The organism is Streptococcus suis (assembly GCF_029616525.1).
Taxonomy (GTDB): Bacteria; Bacillota; Bacilli; order Lactobacillales; family Streptococcaceae; genus Streptococcus; species Streptococcus suis_AF.
Genome location: NZ_JANFME010000010.1, coordinates 1 through 20,500 on the forward strand (window position 1 = coordinate 1; position 20,500 = coordinate 20,500).

The following is a 20,500-nucleotide window of genomic DNA, read 5'->3' on the forward strand; positions in this document are numbered from 1 at the left end:
TGGTTGAACACTTTTCATTATAGGTCATATGGGACTTTTTTCTATACTCAAAAAGGCTCCATAATTTCCATGGTGGATTTACCCACTACAGAAATTATAGAGCCCTTAAAACTCACTGGTCACTCTGGTGAGTTTTTTTGTGTGACCAAAAAACAACCCAGCATAAAGCTGAGTTGAGGCTCTTTACATCAATTCCATTATCTTCCGACCAATGCGTTCAATGTCATTCTGCATCCCTCTGAGTTCAAAGGTGTCTATAACAGGAAAATTAAATCGCTCAGCATATTGCTTGGCAGTCAGACAATATTGGTTGTTAAAATTGCGGTTACCTGAGCCAACGACACCCAGACAGAGCTCTGCATTGGTCCCCAAAGCGATAAAATCTCCGAGAGGATTGGTCAGAATTTCCACATCTCCGTTGTCCACTCCATTTCCACCTTCTAAGTAGGTTGGCAAAAAGGCGACAAAGGGTGCATCTAGCTGATAGAAAGGAATATCCTGCTTGACCAAATCTTTAACATGGACCAGCTCAATCTCCCAGTCAGTTTGAAATTGGAAAAAGGACTTTAGACGTTTCACAAAACTCTCTGTATTGCCACTCAAACTGATGTAAACCAAATATATTTTCTTCTTCATACATTTCCTCTTTATAATAAAAACACTACATGTAGACTGTAAATACTATTTTACTCCTACATGTAGTGTTTGTCAATCAGTCACTTTCCACAAACCGACCAATAATATTGACGTTGTCAGCTACCGATACAAAGGCTTTGGGGTCTGCCTTTTTCATAATATGCTTGAAATCATTAAACTCCGCACGAGTGATGATGGTAATGAGAATCGTCTTTTGCTCATGGTTATAAGCACCCTCAGCACCGTTGATAATGGTCACACCGCGATTGAGCTTCTTATGGATTTTCTTAATGACTCGTTCAGGATGATTGGTAATAATCATGGCCTGCATCCGTTTTTGTTTCACGAAAATCGCATCTGTCATGCGGCTGGAGATAAACAGCGCAACCATTGAATACAGGGCATACTGCCAGCCAAAGGTCATCCCTGCAATCAACATAATCATAATGTTGACAATCAAGGAAATGGAGCCAACTTGACGTCCCGTCTTCTTGCGAATAATAATAGAGACAATATCAGTACCACCACTGGATACATTGTTCCTAAGCGCAAAGCCAATTCCAGTTCCCAGCATAAGCCCACCGAAAATAGCATTTACTAACGGATCCGTCGTCAGGGTAACTGGCGGCATAAATTGGATAAAGAAAGAACTGAAGGATACCGTAATAAAGGTAAAGATAGTAAATTTATAACCAATTTTATACCAAGCTAAGATAAGCAAGGGGATGTTCAGACCGTAATAGACCACCGCAATCGGTACATTCCAACCAGCGTAAGAAGCTGCCAGAGCAGAAACAATCTGTGCAAGACCAGTAACTCCAGACGAATATACATTCCCTGGTCTAAAGAAAAAATTGACTGCAATACTAGATAGGAGTCCATAAATAATGGACCCCGATATCCGTTCAGCATATTTTTCCCGAGAAATTCCCAAAATGACCGACCAAAACTTATTCTTTCTGGCCTTTCTTAAAAAGCGTACACGCTGTTTTCTGAAAAATTTATTCATTTTCAAGTGTAATGTTTAAAGCTAATTCCTCTAATTGTGCTGATGCAACTGTGCTCGGCGCCTGTGTCATTGGATCAGATGCTTTGTTGTTCTTCGGAAAGGCGATAACTTCACGAATGTTATCCTCACCAGCCAATAACATGACAAAGCGGTCCAAACCGATAGCCAATCCACCATGTGGTGGGAAGCCGTAGTCCATAGCTTCAAGCAAGAAACCAAACTGCTCATGCGCATCTTCAGCTGAGAAACCAAGAGCCTTGAACATCCGTTCTTGCATGTCTTTTTGGTTGATACGAAGGCTACCGCCACCCAATTCATAACCATTCAAAACAATATCGTAAGCAACTGCACGCACCTGCGCCAAATCACCATCCAAATGATGAGCTGTTTCTTCCGTCGGCAAGGTGAATGGGTGGTGGGCACTCATGTAGCGACCTTCCTCTTCAGACCACTCAAACATTGGCCAGTCTACAATCCAGAGGAAGTTGAACTTGCTTTCGTCAATCAAGCCTTGCTCTTTTGCCAAGCGGTTACGCAAAGCTCCCAGGGTATTATTGGCAACTTCCAATTCATCTGCCACAAAGAGAACCAGGTCCTTGTCTTCAAGTTGTAAACTTGCTGTCAAGTTAGCTGTAATTTCTGTCAAGAACTTGGCAACTGGGCCCGCTAATTCTCCCTTGTCTACTTTAACCCAAGCAAGTCCCTTAGCACCAAATTGTTTCGCGTAGTCTGTTAACTTATCAATATCTTTACGTGAGTAGCTATCCGACGCACCCTTGACCACAATGGCTTTGACAACTGGTGCTTCTGAGAAGACTTTGAAGTCAACTTCCTTGACAAGTTCTGTCAAGTCTTGCAAAAGCATCTCAAAACGTGTATCCGGTTTGTCTGAACCATAGAAGTTCATCGCATGGTCGTAGGCCATACGAGGGAATGGCAAGGTCACATCGATTCCTTTGGTATCTTTCAAGACCTTAGCAATCAAGCCTTCTACGATGTCTTGGATTTCAACTTCATTCAAGAATGAGGTTTCCAAGTCCACCTGTGTAAACTCAGGTTGGCGGTCACCACGCAAATCTTCATCACGGAAACACTTAACGATTTGGTAGTAACGGTCAAAACCAGCGTTCATTAACAGCTGCTTAGTAATCTGTGGACTTTGTGGAAGGGCATAAAAATGGCCTTTTGACACACGAGATGGTACCAAGTAGTCACGCGCACCTTCTGGCGTTGACTTAGTCAACATTGGTGTTTCCACATCGATAAATTCCAAATCGTCCAAGTAGTTGCGAATGCTGTGGGTTACAGCCGCACGTAATTTGAAGTTGTTGAGCATTTCTGGACGGCGAAGATCCAAATAACGGTAACGAAGACGGGTATCATCGCTGGCTTCAATGCCATCCTTGATTTCAAATGGAGTTGTCTTAGCCGTGTTCAACACTGTCAAGCTGGTTACTTGCAGTTCAACAGCTCCTGTCGGGATATTGTCGTTAGCTTGCTCACGCTCCACAACCGTTCCTGTTACTTCGATAACAAACTCAGAACGAAGACTCTCCGCTTTTGCCATCACTTCAGCCTCAACTGACTCAGGGTTAATCACCAATTGCATAATGCCTTCACGGTCACGCAAGTCAATGAAAATCAGGCCACCCAAGTCACGACGGCGGCCAACCCAACCTTTCAAAGTAATTTCCTGTCCGACATGTTCCTTACGAACACGTCCAGCGTACATAGAACGTTTCATTTTCTTCCTCTTTTACTGATTTTATACCTATTCATTCTACCATAAAATAGCTGATTTTTGGGAGAAATTGCCGAGAAAAATCGAAAAACCAGCCCTAGTTGACTGGTTTGATGTATAGCATATCCAAATGCGGAATATCATCCTCCAAATATACTTCAGAAACTGGCTTAAAGCCAAGTGATTGATAGAATTTTTCCAAATAGGCTTGGGCACCGATCTTAATCTGACTTTCCTTCCATTCGCTTGTAATAAAGTGAATTGCCTGCTCCATCATTGGCCTACCTAAACCTTTGCCACGATGACTTGGCTTGATGACCACACGTCCGATGGAAACTTCATCATAACTTAGACCAGCCGGCAATATTCTCAAATAAGCCACTAACTCCCCATTGTCTGTTCCTAAAAGATGAAGACAGTTTGGATCCTTTCCATCAATTTCAGGATAGGGACAAGCTTGTTCTACAACAAACACATCGGTCCGAAGTGTCAAGATAGTGTAAAGTTCTTGTAAACTAAGTTGTTCAAATGTTTTTATTTCCCACTTCATACATTCCTCCTAGGGCAGAATGTTCCCTGCACTTCTGTAAATCTCGTACCATTCTGGTCTGGTTAAGGTAATCTGGCTTGCTTGAGCAATCTTTGTCAAGCGTTCTGGATTCATAGAACCCACAATCGTTTGAATCTTTGCTGGATGACGCAAAATCCAAGCTACGACAATTGTTTCATGTGAAACATGGTAGCGCTCTGCTATTTCCCCAATAGTTTGATTTAAATGAGCATAGTCTGGATGATTGGCAAAAATACCTCGTTGCAAATCAATCAAGAAAGGAGACCAGGCTTGGATAGTGATTTTTTTAAGCTGGCAATAATCAATCAGTCCACCATCACGCATAGTCGCAGCATCATCTTTCATATTGACATGTAATCCAGCATCAATCAAAGGCGTGTGAGCAGGAGATAGCTGCAATTGATTAACTGCAAGCGGTTGATCGAGATAGGATTGTAATAACTCCATTTGGTAAATGTTTTGGTTGCTGACGCCAAAATGATGAACCTTCCCTGCTTTTTTCAAGAGATAAAAGGCTTCTGCCACTTCCTCTGCTTCCATCAGAGCATCCGGACGGTGTAAGGCGAGAACGTCTAAATATTCCGTATCCAAGCGCTTCAAAATCCCATCCACAGATTCCAAAATATACTCTTTTGAGAAATCAAAATAACCTTTACGAATGCCACATTTTGATTGGAGAAGCAGGTCCTCACGCTTGAGACCTGCCAATTTTGCCCCCTGAGCAAAACGGATTTCTGATTCACCACCACCATAAATATCCGCATGATCAAAAAAGTTGATTCCCTGTCCAACGACTGTATCTAACACTTTAGCAGTTTCCTGCTCTGTCAGACTAGCCATTCTCATACAACCTAGACCAATTCGTGAAACTTCTAGACCTGTTTGTCCTAATCTTTGCATTTATCTTCTCCTTTGTAAACGCTTTTCATATTCCTTATTATAACAGAAAAACTCAGCCGAAACTGAGTTTTAGTTAAAACCATAAATTCTTTTCGCGATTTTATAGACGGCATTGGAAATTTTTCGACCTGGATAACCGTAAAGGTTGGTTAATTGCCCGAGTAACCCTTTTCGAACGATTTTAAAGAGAGCTGGATTATTATCCCGAATATAGTGCCAGAGTTCCTGCTTTTTCATCATGTGTTCAGCTGTTCCAGCACGATTGAGAAGGGCACAGGAGATAATGGTCGTAATCTCCACATGATTGAGCAGGTAACTTCGCAAATCAGGATTGTCAATCGCCTCCAAGTCTAAATTATCTACCAAAATTCGATTAACTTTTAACTGCTGGTCAATGCGCTTAATCATGACGGATTCATTGACAGACTGGTCATTTCGCCCAATAAAGTAACGATAAAAATCTACTGGCAGATAGAACATAGTTTTCACAGCCTGCAAAGGAGTAAATACGAAAATATTATCCACATAAAAAGTATGCTCTGGCAGAACGAGACCAACCTCACGCAATAAATCTGTCCTGTAAATCAAGGAATGCATCATCATGTATTGCCCCTTGGAAAAGGCACCTACATCCTCCCAACCGAAAATACGGTTCTCAGGTAGAGTGGATTGATAAGACATGGATTTTTTGCGAGATTGTCCCTCTTTTTCATAAACAAAGTTGGAGATAAAGGCATCAACTGGAGTATTTTCATCTTCCAAAGCCTGCAAACTCTCTAGGATCTTCAAATAGGCCCTGGTATCGACCCAGTCATCTGAATCTACAACTTTAAAATACTTCCCCTTGGCCTCACGTATCCCTGTATTAACAGCTCCGCCATGGCCCTTATTGTCCTGATAAATGGCACGTACGTTTGAAAATTGATTCTCTAGCCCCTCTGCGATTTCCTGAGTCCGATCGGTCGACCCGTCGTTAATAATCAGAATTTCAACCTTGTCACCGCCCATTACAAGGGAATGAACACAGTAATGAAGGTAGGCCTCCGAATTATAACTCGGTATGGCAATGCTTAGTAAGGTCATCTTTCTCTCCATTTGACACAATTTGTTACTATTTTATCACATTTTCAGGAAAGTTGCTTTTGATATTTTCTTTTTGCTTGATAGGCTCTCCATAGTTGGCCTAGGCCCTTGAAAAAATGGCCATTGACAATGGTTAGAATCCCTTCCACCATCGGTAAATCGAGCATGTCACCTGTCATCTTAGCCATAGCCCTAAATGGCATATTATAAAGGAACAGCAGGTTCAAGTCAGGAGTCCCTTTCTGCTCTGCTTTTTTCAGTAAGCTAGCCAATAGTTTATGCACGCCACGTGCCAACCCACTCTTAGCAAATTGGAGTTTCAAAACTGGATCGTTCAGGCTCAGTTCTTGACCAATTTTCCAGGTTTCTTCTGGAACTGGACGTCCAAGCAATTGTGCAAAATCCTGCGATGAGACGGCCTGCACTTGGGCTGTCAGATAAGTCGGAAGCTGTTCTGAAGCAGGAAATTGGTCTACAGTGCCTTCTTGGGTAATCTCGCCAACTAAGCGAATATCCTGACTACTTGCACCTACATACAAGAGATAATTTCCAGCCTCTACTTCAAATTGGCCTGTCTCTTTATTAAAATAACGGAACGTATAGTCCTCAAAAGGAATAAAAATCTGTTTAGACTCGCCTGCTTTTACATATACTTTTTTAAAGCCTTTTAACTCCTTTGCAGGGCGGTAAATCTGACTATCTTCTTTGCCTACGTACAATTGGACAATTTCAGCACCATCAACCAGACCAGTATTTGTAATAGTGACTGTGACTCCTAATTCGGTCACATCCAATTGACTGTAAGAAAAGTCTGTGTAGGATAATCCATAGCCAAAGGGATACTTGACAGTCTTGTAAAGGCTTGTAAAGTAACGGTAGCCTACATAGAGAGCTTCCTTATAGAGGGCAAAATCGCCTTCCGCTGGATAGTCATCCGAAGATGGAACATCTGCAAGATTAATAGGATAGGTTTCGCTTAGTTTTCCTGATGGGTTGACACGTCCTGTCAAGGTATCTAACATGGCTCTGGCACCAGCTTCTCCTGATAGATAGCCGTGAAGAACCGTATCTACATCCACATCCCAATTCATATCCACAACTGAGCCTGCTGATAGGACAACAACGATTTTTTTACCTGTCCTCACCAAGGCATTCAGTAAGGATAACTGGTTTTTAGGAAGACTTATATGATGACGATCCAAGCCCTCACTTTCACTCATTTCATCTAGCCCCATATAGTAAAGAACAAGTTCTGCTTGGTTTGCAAGATTGACAGCCCTGTCAACTAACACCCTGTCTTCTTTATCTACACGTTGATAGCCTTGTTCGTAACCAATAACATTTAATGGATAATCTGCGATGCAATCCACTGTTTTATCTAATTGTCTTGTATTGATTAAAGAAGAACCAGCTCCCTGATAGCGAGGATTTTGGGCAAATTCTCCGATGAGGGCTATTTTTGTCTCACTAGATAAGGGCAAGATCTGATCCTTATTTTTTAATAGCACAATGCTCTCAGTGGCAGCCTGACGGGCCAATTCATGTTGTTCAGAATAATCTACAGATCGTTTTTCAGCATGAGCCAACTCTAAAACTAAATCAATCAGTTCATCCACGCGCTCATTCAATACCTGCTCGGACAGACGACCTGACTGAATAGCGTCAATAATTTCCTTTTGACCGACCTTTTTAGTACCTGGCATTTCCAAATGACTACCATTTTCAACACCGAGAACATGGTCATTGGAGCCACCCCAATCCGATACAACAAAGCCTGTAAATCCCCATTCGTCACGAAGAATGTCACGCAAGAGGCGCTTGTCTTCATTAGCATAGACGCCGTTTATTTTGTTATAGGCAGACATGATTGCCTTTGGATTTCCTTCACGCACCGCAATCTCAAATCCTGTCAGATAGAGCTCTCTCAGTGTACGCTCATCTACAATGGAGTCTGAAGCCATACGGCGCAATTCCTGACTGTTGACAGCAAAATGCTTAGGCGTTGCCGCAACACCTTGCGACTGCATTCCTCGGATCATTGCGGCCGCCAATTTTCCCGCTTGATATGGATCCTCTGAGTAATACTCAAAGTTTCGACCACATAAGGGACTACGCTTAATATTAAGCCCCGGCCCCAAAATGACATTGACACCCAAGCTATTTGCTTCTGCACCAAGACCTTGTCCGACACGTTCAACCAGGTCCACATCCCAAGAATTTGCTAAAGTAGCAGCTGTCGGGAAGCAGGTGGCAGGAACAGAAGCGTTCAGCCCTAAGTGATCTCCTTCGCCTTCTTGCTTGCGAATACCATGTGGTCCATCAGACAAAAAGATAGATGGAATTCCTTTTTCTGGGTAATCCTTAGTTTCCCAAACAGATTTTCCAGACATGAGTGCAGCTTTTTCTTCCAACGTTAAACGATTAATAATCTCCTGATGTTTCATCATCTTTTCCTCATTCTATTTCTTTATCACTATCATATCAGACTACACAAGCAATTAAAACGCTTTCTTCATAATCTGTATGATTTTGGACATAATCTGCTATAAAAAAATCTCCCCAGAAAATTCTAGGGAGATTGTGTTCATCACTTCTTATTTCATGATTACAAACTTCATCATCGGATAGTTGACAGCCACTTGAACGAAAATATTGACCCAGTTGGCCGCTGTCTGTGCCCAGCCCAAGCTCAAGCCCCATGATGTAAAGAGCTGAGTAGTGTAAGGCGGCAGCACGATGGACAAAATTCCTGCAACGACAACAGTCAAGATATACCAATGGAGGGTTTTGGATATATCGTTTTCTGCTCCGAATACCAACTTCCTTTGGACAATATAGTTGACAACCTGTGCCGCTATGTAGGCCAAGAGGAAGGAGAGAAAGCCGTTCAATCCGCCATTTTCTACGGAATAGTGAAAGATAAACCAGTGAAATGGCTGACTTGACAAGGCTGTAAAGAGGAAATTGGTTGACAACCAAAGGACGCAGAAGTTTGTAATGGTTGCGATGTTTGATAAGACATTAAACTTGATAAACTCCCACAAATCTGGGTGTTTGGCAATCCATTCTTTCATACGGTCTCCTATACAAGACAAGGGGGAAGGCCCCCTTGTTATGCTACTTCTTTTTCTTCTTTTTTCTTAAAATTACGACTCAAGAAATAGATACCACCACCAACAATAATTGCAATAACAACATCAGCTGAATACATCCAAATCTGCCATAATGGTAATACTTTTTTCACAACAGAAGTTGATGATAGACCGTTCATTGCTAAACTCCTAGAAACTGCATAAAGAATATGCTTTGAAGCTGTTCGCAATTGTGTCATCACTGTTGGGTTATTTTGATAATCCTCAATTTGCCAATTATCTGTTCCTGTATTTAGATAAAGATCAGTACCTGCCTCCAATCCACCTCGAATAGCCATGAATGGAAAGGCTTCTGGGAAGGAGGCTTGGTCGGTTACAACAATACCATCAAATCCCCATTCGTTTCGTACCACATTGGTCATCAATCCAGTATGATTGCCTGCCCAAGCTGTACCGACTCTGTTCATACCTGCCATAATCCCTAAGGCTCCACCCTCAACTACACTTTCTTCAAAAGGAGCCAAGTAGACTTCACGAATTGCTTGTTCATTTGCAAATGTCAGTAATGCTGCACGTCTAGTTTCTTGATCATTCAATGCAAAGTGCTTGATAAAGGTAATAAGACCTTTTTCAGTTGCACCTTTTGTTGTTGCTGCCCCCATTTGTCCAGATAGGAAACTATCTTCTGAATAATATTCAAAATTTCGACCTGAAAAAGCGGTACGGTGGATATTCATAGCAGGTGCATACCAACCAGCAAAGTTTAATTCTTCTTGTGCTAATGCATCTTCACCGATCAGTTGTCCCATATTATAGAGTATATCTGTATTCCAAGTTGAAGCTAGAAGAATTTCTGAGCTCCAAGCGTATGTCTTTTCTTTTGTTGTTACACCAGTCAGCCCAGCTACTCCGACATAAGCTGGTCCATCTACATGGACTGTTGCTGGAACACCTACAGAAGCAATTGCCTGAGTCTGATAGCCGCCAATACGGACTAAATCATACATTTCTTCTGGGCTCAACTGATCTAAGAAGGTATCCCAAAGTGGATCATCAAAATCGACCTCTCTCATCATCGCTAATGTCAAACCATTATCAACACCTGTTTGAGGCATGGTCGCATCAGGGTTATCCGTTCCAGTAGGAATTTCTAGTCCTGCTGAAATATCTTCTGTCAATTCTAACTGATACAGTTGAGGGTAGGTAGCATTCCAATCGCTACGTGATAAATAAGTAAAATTCTCATCATAGGTTGACATATCTGTATCAGTAAATTGGTTAGTTATTGTCTCACCTGTCGCTGTAGAAACAGCAAATTTATCGCTTGAAGAAACTTTTTCTTCTACAACCAAAGCACTATCAGCTTCTTCAGGTAAATTTGTAATCCCTTTTTTCTCTAGAATATGGTTGACAGCACTATGAGCATCCGTCGCAATAGCAAAGTAGTGGTTTCCTTCTTCTACAATATAACCACCTTCACCACCATTCGCGGTTGTATCATAAGTTTTCAGATTCTCTTTATCTACTGTAATTGTGTATTCACCACTCTCACCTGGTGCAAGTTCTTCAGTTTTGACAAAACCAACAAGTTGTACTGAAGATTTTTCGATACCTGCTGTTTTATCATATTCTGTATATGGTGATTGCATATATAACTGAACAACTTCCTTACCAGCTTCATCACCTGTGTTTGTGACCTTAACATTAAATTTATAGCTGTTTTCATCACTGCTGTGTTTTACTAACTCATGCGAGAATGAAGTATAAGAAAGGCCATATCCAAACGGAAACTGTACCTCATCCTCATAGTTCCACTTCGTCGCATTCTCTACAGTCACACCAACATTGGCTGTTGCATTTCCTTGATTAAGAACACTATCTTCATAGCGTGTCTCATAGTACTTATAACCAACATAGATTCCCTCTTGATAGACAACATAGTTGGTTCCACGAGGGTCATCACTTTCGACAGAATTCAAACCAAAGTTAACAAAAGCTGGTGAACCCGTCTGGTCATAAGCATAAGTATCTACCAATTTACCAGAAGGATTGATTGTACCATTCAAAATATCTGCCAAAGCATATAGACCGTCTTGGCCAGGGTTTCCAATCCATAGTGCCGCATCAACTCCATACTCTTCATCTTCAATGAATCCTAAATCAATAGGGTTTGCTGAGTTGATGACCAAGACTACCTTATCAAAGTTTTCTTTAGCGTACTTAATAAGCTTCTCTTCATTAGAAGTCAATTCTAGATAGTGGCGTCCAATATCTTCAGGAGAATCCACAGGATCTGAGTGAAAATCACCTACATAACCTTTAACATCCATTGCTTCTAAATAACTCTCGTCATACTCTTTCGGTAAATCTGATGACTCTCCTCCTGACCGCGAAATTGAAACAATTGCTGCATCATTATAAGAACTAAAACTATTTTTTTCTTTATCTGTTAATAAATCCATACTGGCTTCATGGATAACATAACGACCTGTTCCTGCAATGTCAGGAACATCCATTTTGATGTCTTTTGCAGCTCCAGTTGTATAGAAATCCCACATTTGTGGGTTAACCTCAAAACCACTGGCTTCCAAGGCTGTCTTCATTGTTGGAACTGTCGAAGTGTCTACAGCTCCAGAGCCTCCTCCACCATATAAAATATTCGCACTAGTAACACCTAAAAGAGTAACTTTGCTACCTGATTGGAGAGGTAATTCAGAGTTATTCTTCAACAGTACGATACCTTCTCCAGCAGCTTCTTTACCAGCTGCAGAATCTGCTGTTAGGCGAGTAACCTCATCTGAATACATTCTTTCAAAATATGTTGTACTACCTTCTGATTCTTTATCCTCAATTTTATAGTCTGTATGCCCAAAATATGTATTTATAATTGGTGTATATTTCAAAGCATATACATTGGCAACAGCGGCACCAATTGCTGTACCCCCTAGCAAAACAATCCCTAGAGCAGACAGGGTTCTTCTAAGGTTCTTCATATTGTCCTCCTAAACATTTCGGCTTTCATGTAAGCCTTTTCTTTTTCTTGAGTCCACTATATCAATTAACATACTCAATGAAAACACTTTCTTCATAATCTGTCATTTAACCTTCATAATTTGTAAATTTACAAGAATAAACCTACTCTTGCTATTTTATCATTTGATTTTCTAAAATATTGCTAACAATTTCATTCTAATTTTGATATACTGATAGAAAATAAAAGGGGTGCCTTATGAAAATCGCGATTGTAGAAGATCAAAAAATTGAGCAAGAGAGATTGTCCAACTACATCAAAACCTACTGTCAAAAAGCTGGGATTGCAGTGGAAATCAGCTGTTTTAATGACGGTCTCCATATCACTAGTGACTATCAAAAACAATTTGACCTGATTTACCTAGATGTTGAGATGGAAATTATGGACGGGATGACCACCGCTCAAAAAATTCGGTCTGTGGACAAAGAAGTTCTATTAGTATTTGTGACCAATCATTCTCACGTAGCGATTCAAGGGTATTCAGTTGAAGCTATTGATTTTCTGCTCAAGCCACTGAGCTCCTTTGTCTTTGAGGAACATTTTAAAAAAATTCTTAGAAAATTACCCGATAGCCAAGAGAAACAAAGTTTGTATATAAAAAGCAAGCAGTCCACCGTAAAACTCTATCAAGAAGATATTGTTTACCTAGAAAGTCAAGGACATCAGGTTCACATCTACACAGTTGATGGTGGCCTAACCATTACCCATAATAGTCTCAAAAATCTCGAAGCCATGTTAGACAGTAAAGTGTTTGTACGAGCCCACTCGGCCTATATCATCAATTTGTCCCATGTTCAAAAAGTGGAAGGTAGCCTTGTTTACGTCACAAATACAGCCTTGCCGATTAGCCGCCCAAGGAAAAAGGAATTTATGACAGCTCTAACCAACTTCATCGGAGATAGCCTACTATGATCAATTTCCCTGATATTCCACGTTTCTATACTGCACTAACAGAAAGCTTGGCCTGCCTACTGGTATGTTCCTCACTTGTTTTGTCTGAAAAATGGTCACGCAAACAGGTACGTATCCTCCTGATTTTTCTCATCCAAATCTTACTTCAACTTGTAGCTGGCAAACTCCCTTTGCTTTTTTGGACTGTAGGAATGGGCACCAATATCGCTTGGATGTTTGTTTCCGTTCGATTTCTTGGAGTTATCCACAAGAGGACTGGTCTCTATTTGACAGCAAAAGCCTTTATTATTGCCGAATTAGTAGCCTCCATTACTTGGCATCTCTACTGTTTGACGATTTATCAACAACCTGTGGATAACTTGTGGACACAGGGGCTATTTCTGTTGATAACTTCTCTACTTTCTTACTGGCTCATCTATCTACAAGATAAAAAAGTTCGCTTAGAAGAATTGGATAAATTCATTGAGCAGCGAGATGTTACTGTAGCCGTCTTTACAACCTTATCTATCTTTGTTCTCAGTAATATTGGTTTCATCCTCTCTGGCACGCGCCAATTTCAAGATTCGACCAGCATCTTCATTCTCCGGACAACCGTCAATCTCTCTGGTCTTCTACTCCTATTCACCCAAGAATCTCAACAATACGATCGCTATTTACGGCAGGAATTGACTTCTATCAATAATATCTTTCAACTTCAATACAAGCAATACCAAGCCTATCGTGAAAACAGTGAGATTCTTGACCGTAAGGTCCATGATTTAAAGCATCAACTGGCCATCATTCAGCAAGAATCGGATAAAACCAAAAAGGAGCAATACCTAGAGGAAATGAGCGAGGTGATCCAGACACTTGATGCCAAGATTGAAACAGGAAATCCCGTTCTAGATACCATTCTCAGCCAGAAAAATTATTACTGTTTGCAAAATGGAATCAACTTTACCTGTATTGTTCAGGGAGAGCCCCTCCATTTTATGGATGTAATGGATATTTCAGCTCTATTTGGAAATGCCATTGACAATGCCATCGAGGCTGTGGAAAAAATAGATAACCCTGAACAACGCTTGATTACTTTAAAGGTTGCCAGCCATTTGCAATTTCTCATCATTCGATTGGATAATTATGACACTTCTTCACTTGACTTATCCACAGGACAGCTCCCTGCAACCTCAAAAACAAATAAGGACTACCACGGATTCGGTCTTAAGAGTATGGAGTATGTTGCCAATAAATACGGTGGCAGTCTCACACTTAGCAAGGAAGATAATTGGGTGCAACTAAAAATCATTCTCCCTTTACAAGCATAGAGGGAATGGGATAGAACTCGACTAGTCTAAAAAAGAGTTCGTCTTCCCACCCCCGCACAGTTGATTAGGTCAGATTTGGAGTGTGAAACACGAACAAATCTGCCAATCAACCACTGCGCTGAGATGTTGACACGAACTCTGAGAAACGAGACTGGGCTTGCCCAGCCTTTTTTCTATTCATCATTTAGAAACCGTTACTTGCTCCACATCCCTATTTTGACTACGTTCAATAATCACATCAAGATAGTCAGCCAAGAAACTTCTTGGTGATGCTGCTTGCAAGGTCTGATAGGCTTGGCTTGGAAATACCGTCTCATCAAGCCAAGTCTGGTCCAATTTTTCACCTGAAAAATAAGCACGGTTGGCCGGCATAATAAATTGTGAAATAACATCTGCCGTCTCCCCGTCATACCAACGCTCATCGTTTAACACATTGTGGACCATGATGTCACTGGTATAATCAAAGACAGTTTGTAAGTAGGTAACGTGATCCTGCAAATTTGGATCACTAGGTTGGTGCTTTTCTGTCCACGAAGCCATATCAAGTTGAGTTTTTTGGTAGTGAATGCTTGTATCATCAAGGCTCAATTGGCCGATAATAGCTGGATAAATAGAAAATGCTCCATTGACCACTTCAGTATAGTTAACTTGTCCCAAGTCTTCCTTAACAATATTCTGAGAATGAGTGTGCCCTGAAAAACCAAAATGAATCCCATACTGATTAAACAAAGCCTTCAAATCGGCAGCATTATCCAAAGTATAGCCTTTTGAGAGCATAGCATGCTGTTGCAAGACATTGTGATGGACAACAGGTATCAGGCTCACTCCAGCTTCCTTAGCTGAACTAAGCTGAACTTCTATCCATTCTAGGGTCTCTTTTTTAATACGTCCATTGGTTGGAGGAGCTCCTTTTCCGTAGCCGTCAGAGTAGATGTTGCTGTCTATCATCAGAAACCAAGCATTTGAAAATGGTTTGGCCAGGTAGCTCAATGAGGCTTTGTCACGACTGCTAGCTTGTTGATAACCGTGATTGGCAAATAGCTCTGCAAATTGCTGAGCGGAGACCTGATCCGTCACTATCTGCTGGTCTCCCTTAAAGGCCCTAGCCCATCCACTGGCAACATCATGGTTACCAGGAATCACCAAAACCTCCGTTCCTTGTTCTTCAATCTCTGTAAAATACTGAGCTAATTCAACCATGCTCTGCTTTTCTCCATTAAGAGTCAAATCTCCACTGACTAGTAACAAGGAAGGATGTTCAAGCTCAACCTGCTCAACCAAAGCCTCCATCCGCTCTTTTCCATAACGTAAATCCTTGCCAGCAGCTGTTTTTTCTATATAGAAAAAAGCCTCTCCATCATCAAATAAATCCTGTGATAAATAATGCGAATCAGTGATAATCCAGATTTTATCCTGGTCTCTTAATTCAGCCTCGGCATAGGATTGCTGACGCTGACCAGCAATAGCAGACCAAATCAAAACAATGACTGCAATAGCTCCTAACAATAATACTATTTTCTTCTTCATACCTTAAAAGTATATCATCTTAGAGATAGAGGGACAAGAAAAAGAAGCTCGACCTTCTTTCTGCCGAGCCTCTTATGTCTACAATTTATTTCTTAGCAAATCCAGCTGCTTGTTCACCAGCCTGACGACCAAATACAATGATGTCTGCTACAGCATTACCACCAATACGGTTTTGACCATGAACACCACCAGTTACTTCACCAGCAGCATAAAGACCTGAAATTGCTGAACCGTCTGTTTTCAATACTTCAGTATTGGTATTGATTTTCACACCACCCATTGTATGGTGAATACCAGGTGCAACTTTAATGGCATGGTAAGAACCAGTATTCAAAGCATGGTCCATACCTGATGTGCGACCAAATGCTGCATCATTTTTATCTGCTACAGCCTTGTTCCAAGTATCAAGTGTTGTTTGAAGAGCATCCGCAGGTACACCAATTTCTTTAGCCAAATCTGCAAGAGTAGCACCCGTTTTTACAAGACCTTTTTCTTCATACTGAGCAATAGCCTTCACACGATCTTTCAAGGCATCATCAAAGATAACATAAGCGTAGTTTGGATCCAAACTATTGATAGCCGCAGAAACTTTATCACGAGTTTCCAATTCGTTAACAAAACGCTCACCTTTTGAGTTGACAAGGATAGCACCTTCGCCACGAACTGCTTCTGTAATCAAGTAAGAAGTTTCTTGCTCAACACTTGGGTGAATTTGGATTTGTTCCATATCAACAGTTGCTGCACCTTCTGATTCAGCAAGTGCAATACCGTCACCTGTTGAACCTTCTTGGTTAGTTGTAACATAACCTTTCAATGCTGGATTTAATTTAGCAACCATTTCCAAATCAGCACCGAAACCACCAGTTGCTAATACAACTGCTTTAGCTGAGATTTTCTTAGTTTCACCAGCAATCTCAACTTCAACACCTGTTACAGCCCCGTCTTTATCTTGGAGTTTTGTAACATCTGCATTGACAAAAATTGGTACTTCACGTTCAACAAGATTGTGGTAAAGGCCATTTACTAAGTAGCCACCGACAGCTGAACCATCTGCAGGACGGTGTGTACGTTTTTCACTCATACCTCCAGTGGTAGTGATGTTGCTGAGGGTAATACCCATACCATCCAACCAGTCAATTGCACCAGCTGAGTTATCTACAAGGTAACGAAGTAATTCAGGATCATTTGTTCCTTTACCACCTTTAAGTGTTTCTTCATAGAATTTATCGTTTGTATCAGCAATGCCTTCTGCTTCTTGGAATTTGGTTTGTGAAGCATTCATACCAGCTGATGATTTAGCCGTGTTACCACCGATTACAGGCATTTTCTCCAACAAAACAACACTAGCACCAGCATCTTTAGCTGAGATAGCTGCCGACATACCTGCACCACCTGAACCAACAACGATAACATCGTAGCTATCTTTCAACTCAGATGGATCTGTATAAACTTTCTCAGATGCACCTGAAACAGCTTCTTCTAATGAAGAAGAAGTCATAGATGATGAAGATGTAGCTGTCTTTTCAGACTTACCTCCACACGCCACTAAAAACAAAACAGCAAGTAGACTCATCAACAAGCCTAACCAAGCTTTCTTTTTCATATAAACCTCCAATTTTTATCTGATATTAGTATTATACAAGATTGTGAAATGTTTTTCAATTTGTTTTGAAATATTTTTCACAAACATGAACAAAAAATGTATGATATTCGCTTCATACATTCTTAAAACTATTTACTGCCCTTGAAGAGCTAAAAAATTCTCTATTTCAGATAGCATTGCTTGACTCCCTTTACGAAGTATTCCAGATAATTTACCCGATTTATAATAGGTTAAGCTAGGAACCGTAGCAAGACCTTGACTCTGTCGAAATTGTTGTATTTTTCCATTCGGATCCGACTCGCTATCCAAATAGTAGATAGTCGCACGTGATCGCTCTACTGCCTCTGTTAATTTCGGAACAAAATCGCGACAATAAGGGCATGTCTCACGACCTATGTATAATATAAATTCTTCCTCGTCTTGGACCTTTTGCTCCACTTCATCTATAGAAATAGCCTGATAACTCTTTACAGCCTTCACATAGTCTGATTCATTTGGCGCAGTCGCTGATTGAGACAAAAAGAATGCCCCACCTACGACCAAAATAGTTAATACCGCTAGCAAAAAATACTTACGCCACATAATCCCTCCTCAAATACAGACAAAAAGCCCTTGTAAATAGGGCTTTTAAAATATCGATACAAATCTTAGAGCATTTTGTTGTAGAATTCTACGACAAGAGCTTCGTTGATTTCTGGGTTGATTTCGTCGCGTTCTGGCAAGCGAGTCAATGAACCTTCAAGCTTTTCAGCATCGAATGATACGAAAGCTGGACGTCCAAGAGTTGCTTCAACAGCTTCAAGGATAGCTGGAACTTTGATTGACTTCTCACGAACTGAGATCACTTGACCAACTTCAACACGGTATGAAGGGATGTCAACGCGTTTGCCGTCAACAAGGATATGACCGTGGTTTACGAATTGACGTGCTTGACGACGAGTAGTTGCCAAACCAAGACGGTAAACAACGTTGTCCAAACGACGCTCCAAAAGAAGCATGAAGTTGAAACCAAGAGTACCTTGTTTGATTTTAGTAGCTTGTACGAACAAGTTACGGAATTGTTTTTCACCCAAACCGTAAGAGAAACGCAATTTTTGTTTCTCAGCCAATTGCAAACCGTATTCTGACAATTTAGAACGGTTGTTTGGTCCGTGTTGACCTGGTACGTAGTTACGACGTGCCAATTCTTTACCTGTACCTGTCAATGACAAGCCAAGACGACGAGCTTGTTTCCAAGATGGTCCTGTATAACGTGACATAGTTATGTCCTCCTAAAATAAAATATAAAAATTATTTGTAGGAAATAACGTTTTAAGCAAACCTGATTCGTGCAGGAGGCCTTCATCGAAACAGCAACGATTACTCTTCTTGCTGACCTTCTGTTGACGAGCTTCATTTTGCCCTGCTGTTATTTCACACAAAGATTAGTATAGCACAAAAAAAAGGCTCTGTAAAGCCTTATATAGCGATTAATCCAAATAATGAATCAAAATCTTTTCAGTCAAAATGTCTGAATAAGTATAAGATTCTACAAAGGTATTGTTTGGATCTTCAAATTCAACGATAAAGAGAGACTGATAAACCTCCACAATACGCCCCTGCTTATTCTTCTCACGCTTACGACCATTTTCAAGGGTCAACTCGACAATCTGTCCCTCATGGTCCTTAATATCTTGTTTGATTTGCTTCATTTTAGCAACATCTGTAAATGCATCACTCATTCTCTATCCATCCTCCCTCTTGGAAATACTTGCAAATTTATTGTATTCTTTTTGGAACATCAGTTCCACGGTACCACGCGCACCGGAACGGTTTTTCTCGATGATAACTTCAACCGTATTGTTAGGAATGCCGCCGTCTTCCTGCTCACCGCGCTCATAATAATCATCACGATATAAGAAGGCAACGATATCCGCATCCTGCTCGATAGATCCCGATTCACGAATATCAGACAGAACAGGTCTCTTATCCTGACGTTGCTCCACACCACGCGACAACTGACTGAGGGCGATAACAGGAACTTTCAATTCCTTAGCCAAAATCTTCAACTGACGGGAAATCTCAGAAACCTCTTGTTGTCGGTTTTCACGACCTGTTCCCGTAATCAATTGAAGATAGTCAATCAAGATCAAGCCCAGATTGCCCGTTTCCTGAGCCAACTTCCGTGAACGCGAACGAATCTCTGTAATCTTGATACCTGGTGTATCATCAATATAGATACTAGCCCGAGCCAGGTTAGCTTGAGCCACCATGTACTTATTCCATTCTTCCTGCGTCAAATGCCCCGTACGAATAGCCCTCGAATTGATAACCCCCTCAGAAGCGAGCATACGGTCAACCAAGCTTTCTGCACCCATCTCCAAAGAAAAGATGGCAACTGTCAAACCCAGTTTTGTACCGATATTTTGTGCAATATTGAGAGCAAATGCCGTCTTACCAACCGCAGGACGAGCCGCAAGAATAATCAACTCTTCCTCATGCAGACCCGTTGTCATAGCATCGAGAGCAGGATAGCCAGTTGCAATCCCTGTAATATCCGACGTCTGCTTAGCACGAGTTTCAAGGTTGTCAAAGTTTATATTCAAGACATCATCAATCCGCTTGAAACCACTTCGACTGGCTCCCTCACTGACATCAATCAAAGCTTTTTCAGCATTGGCAATAATGTCATCTGAACCATCCGCACCCTCATAAGCCTGATTAACTGCATCCGTCAAACGGGCAATCAGTTTACGGAGATTAGACTTTTCAGCAACAATCTTGGCATAGAATTCCGCATTGGCTGCCGTCGGTACGGAACTAATAATTTCAGCCAAATAGGCCAAGCCACCGATATTTTCCAAATCACCATGGTTCACTAAATAGTTACGCATGGTAGTCGCATCAATTGCCTCATTTCTATCAGAAAGAGCAATCATAGCTTTAAAAATTAGCTTATGAGCATGTTTGAAAAAATCTTCAGCTTCGATGTATTCACGAACGAAGACCAGCTTGCCTTCATCAAGGAAAATAGCTCCTAATACCGATTGTTCAGCTAGAATATCCTGCGGTTGTACCCGCAATTCATCCAACTCTGCCAAGATCTCACCTC

At 41.1% G+C, this 20,500-nt stretch carries 17 protein-coding genes; 2 read left to right on the top strand and 15 right to left on the bottom strand.

Annotated elements, in window-relative coordinates; all coding sequences use genetic code 11:
* Positions 1-183: 183 nt before the first annotated feature.
* The 9 genes from nrdI to NOL38_RS05390 form a co-directional block, all read right to left on the bottom strand.
* Complete coding sequence (nrdI, locus tag NOL38_RS05350; protein WP_009911016.1) at positions 184-636, bottom strand: class Ib ribonucleoside-diphosphate reductase assembly flavoprotein NrdI; 453 nt, start codon at positions 634-636, stop codon at positions 184-186.
* A gap of 76 nt (positions 637-712) precedes the next feature.
* On the bottom strand, positions 713-1,651 hold the full coding sequence (locus NOL38_RS05355) for a YitT family protein (protein WP_012028013.1): 939 nt from the start codon (positions 1,649-1,651) through the stop codon (positions 713-715).
* Complete coding sequence (gene aspS, locus NOL38_RS05360; protein WP_277941600.1) at positions 1,638-3,389, bottom strand: aspartate--tRNA ligase; 1,752 nt, start codon at positions 3,387-3,389, stop codon at positions 1,638-1,640. The genes NOL38_RS05355 and aspS overlap by 14 nt, the downstream gene beginning before the upstream one ends.
* A 94-nt stretch (positions 3,390-3,483) precedes the next feature.
* Positions 3,484-3,936 (bottom strand): GNAT family N-acetyltransferase, encoded by a 453-nt coding sequence (locus tag NOL38_RS05365; RefSeq protein ID WP_277941601.1) that lies wholly within the window; start codon positions 3,934-3,936, stop codon positions 3,484-3,486.
* Positions 3,937-3,945: 9 nt separating this feature from the next.
* Entirely contained in the window at positions 3,946-4,857 is a 912-nt protein-coding gene (locus NOL38_RS05370) for an aldo/keto reductase (protein ID WP_277941602.1), read from the bottom strand.
* A 69-nt stretch (positions 4,858-4,926) separates the two neighbouring features.
* On the bottom strand, positions 4,927-5,940 hold the full coding sequence (locus tag NOL38_RS05375; RefSeq protein WP_024414666.1) for a glycosyltransferase family 2 protein: 1,014 nt from the start codon (positions 5,938-5,940) through the stop codon (positions 4,927-4,929).
* Between the two features lie 44 nt (positions 5,941-5,984).
* On the bottom strand, positions 5,985-8,384 hold the full coding sequence (locus NOL38_RS05380) for a glycoside hydrolase family 3 C-terminal domain-containing protein (RefSeq protein WP_277941635.1): 2,400 nt from the start codon (positions 8,382-8,384) through the stop codon (positions 5,985-5,987).
* A gap of 150 nt (positions 8,385-8,534) precedes the next feature.
* Complete coding sequence (locus NOL38_RS05385) at positions 8,535-9,014, bottom strand: GtrA family protein (protein ID WP_012775404.1); 480 nt, start codon at positions 9,012-9,014, stop codon at positions 8,535-8,537.
* A gap of 38 nt (positions 9,015-9,052) precedes the next feature.
* Positions 9,053-12,025, bottom strand: coding sequence for a glycoside hydrolase family 3 protein (locus NOL38_RS05390; protein ID WP_277941603.1), 2,973 nt, complete (start codon positions 12,023-12,025; stop codon positions 9,053-9,055).
* Positions 12,026-12,261: 236 nt separating this feature from the next.
* Here NOL38_RS05390 and NOL38_RS05395 point away from each other — a divergent pair, with 236 nt between their 5' ends.
* Positions 12,262-12,975: a LytR/AlgR family response regulator transcription factor gene (locus tag NOL38_RS05395; RefSeq protein WP_277941604.1), complete on the top strand. Its 714-nt coding sequence runs from the start codon at positions 12,262-12,264 to the stop codon at positions 12,973-12,975.
* On the top strand, positions 12,972-14,279 hold the full coding sequence (locus tag NOL38_RS05400; protein WP_277941605.1) for a sensor histidine kinase: 1,308 nt from the start codon (positions 12,972-12,974) through the stop codon (positions 14,277-14,279). The genes NOL38_RS05395 and NOL38_RS05400 overlap by 4 nt, the downstream gene beginning before the upstream one ends.
* A 180-nt stretch (positions 14,280-14,459) precedes the next feature.
* Here the strand turns inward: NOL38_RS05400 and NOL38_RS05405 are convergent, their stop codons facing one another.
* From NOL38_RS05405 to dnaB, 6 genes are all read right to left on the bottom strand, one after another.
* Positions 14,460-15,806, bottom strand: coding sequence for a metallophosphoesterase (locus tag NOL38_RS05405; RefSeq protein ID WP_277941606.1), 1,347 nt, complete (start codon positions 15,804-15,806; stop codon positions 14,460-14,462).
* Between the two features lie 85 nt (positions 15,807-15,891).
* Positions 15,892-17,409 (bottom strand): flavocytochrome c, encoded by a 1,518-nt coding sequence (locus NOL38_RS05410; protein WP_277941607.1) that lies wholly within the window; start codon positions 17,407-17,409, stop codon positions 15,892-15,894.
* 132 nt (positions 17,410-17,541) lie between these two features.
* Entirely contained in the window at positions 17,542-17,991 is a 450-nt protein-coding gene (locus NOL38_RS05415; RefSeq protein WP_277941608.1) for a DUF6568 family protein, read from the bottom strand.
* A 65-nt stretch (positions 17,992-18,056) separates the two neighbouring features.
* Positions 18,057-18,668 carry a 30S ribosomal protein S4 gene (gene rpsD / locus NOL38_RS05420; protein ID WP_002938227.1) on the bottom strand — a complete coding sequence of 204 codons (612 nt, stop codon included), beginning with the start codon at positions 18,666-18,668 and terminating at the stop codon, positions 18,057-18,059.
* Positions 18,669-18,878: 210 nt separating this feature from the next.
* Positions 18,879-19,130: a Veg family protein gene (locus tag NOL38_RS05425; RefSeq protein ID WP_002938218.1), complete on the bottom strand. Its 252-nt coding sequence runs from the start codon at positions 19,128-19,130 to the stop codon at positions 18,879-18,881.
* A gap of 3 nt (positions 19,131-19,133) precedes the next feature.
* Positions 19,134-20,489, bottom strand: coding sequence for a replicative DNA helicase (gene dnaB, locus NOL38_RS05430; protein ID WP_002938217.1), 1,356 nt, complete (start codon positions 20,487-20,489; stop codon positions 19,134-19,136).
* Positions 20,490-20,500 lie beyond the last annotated feature (11 nt).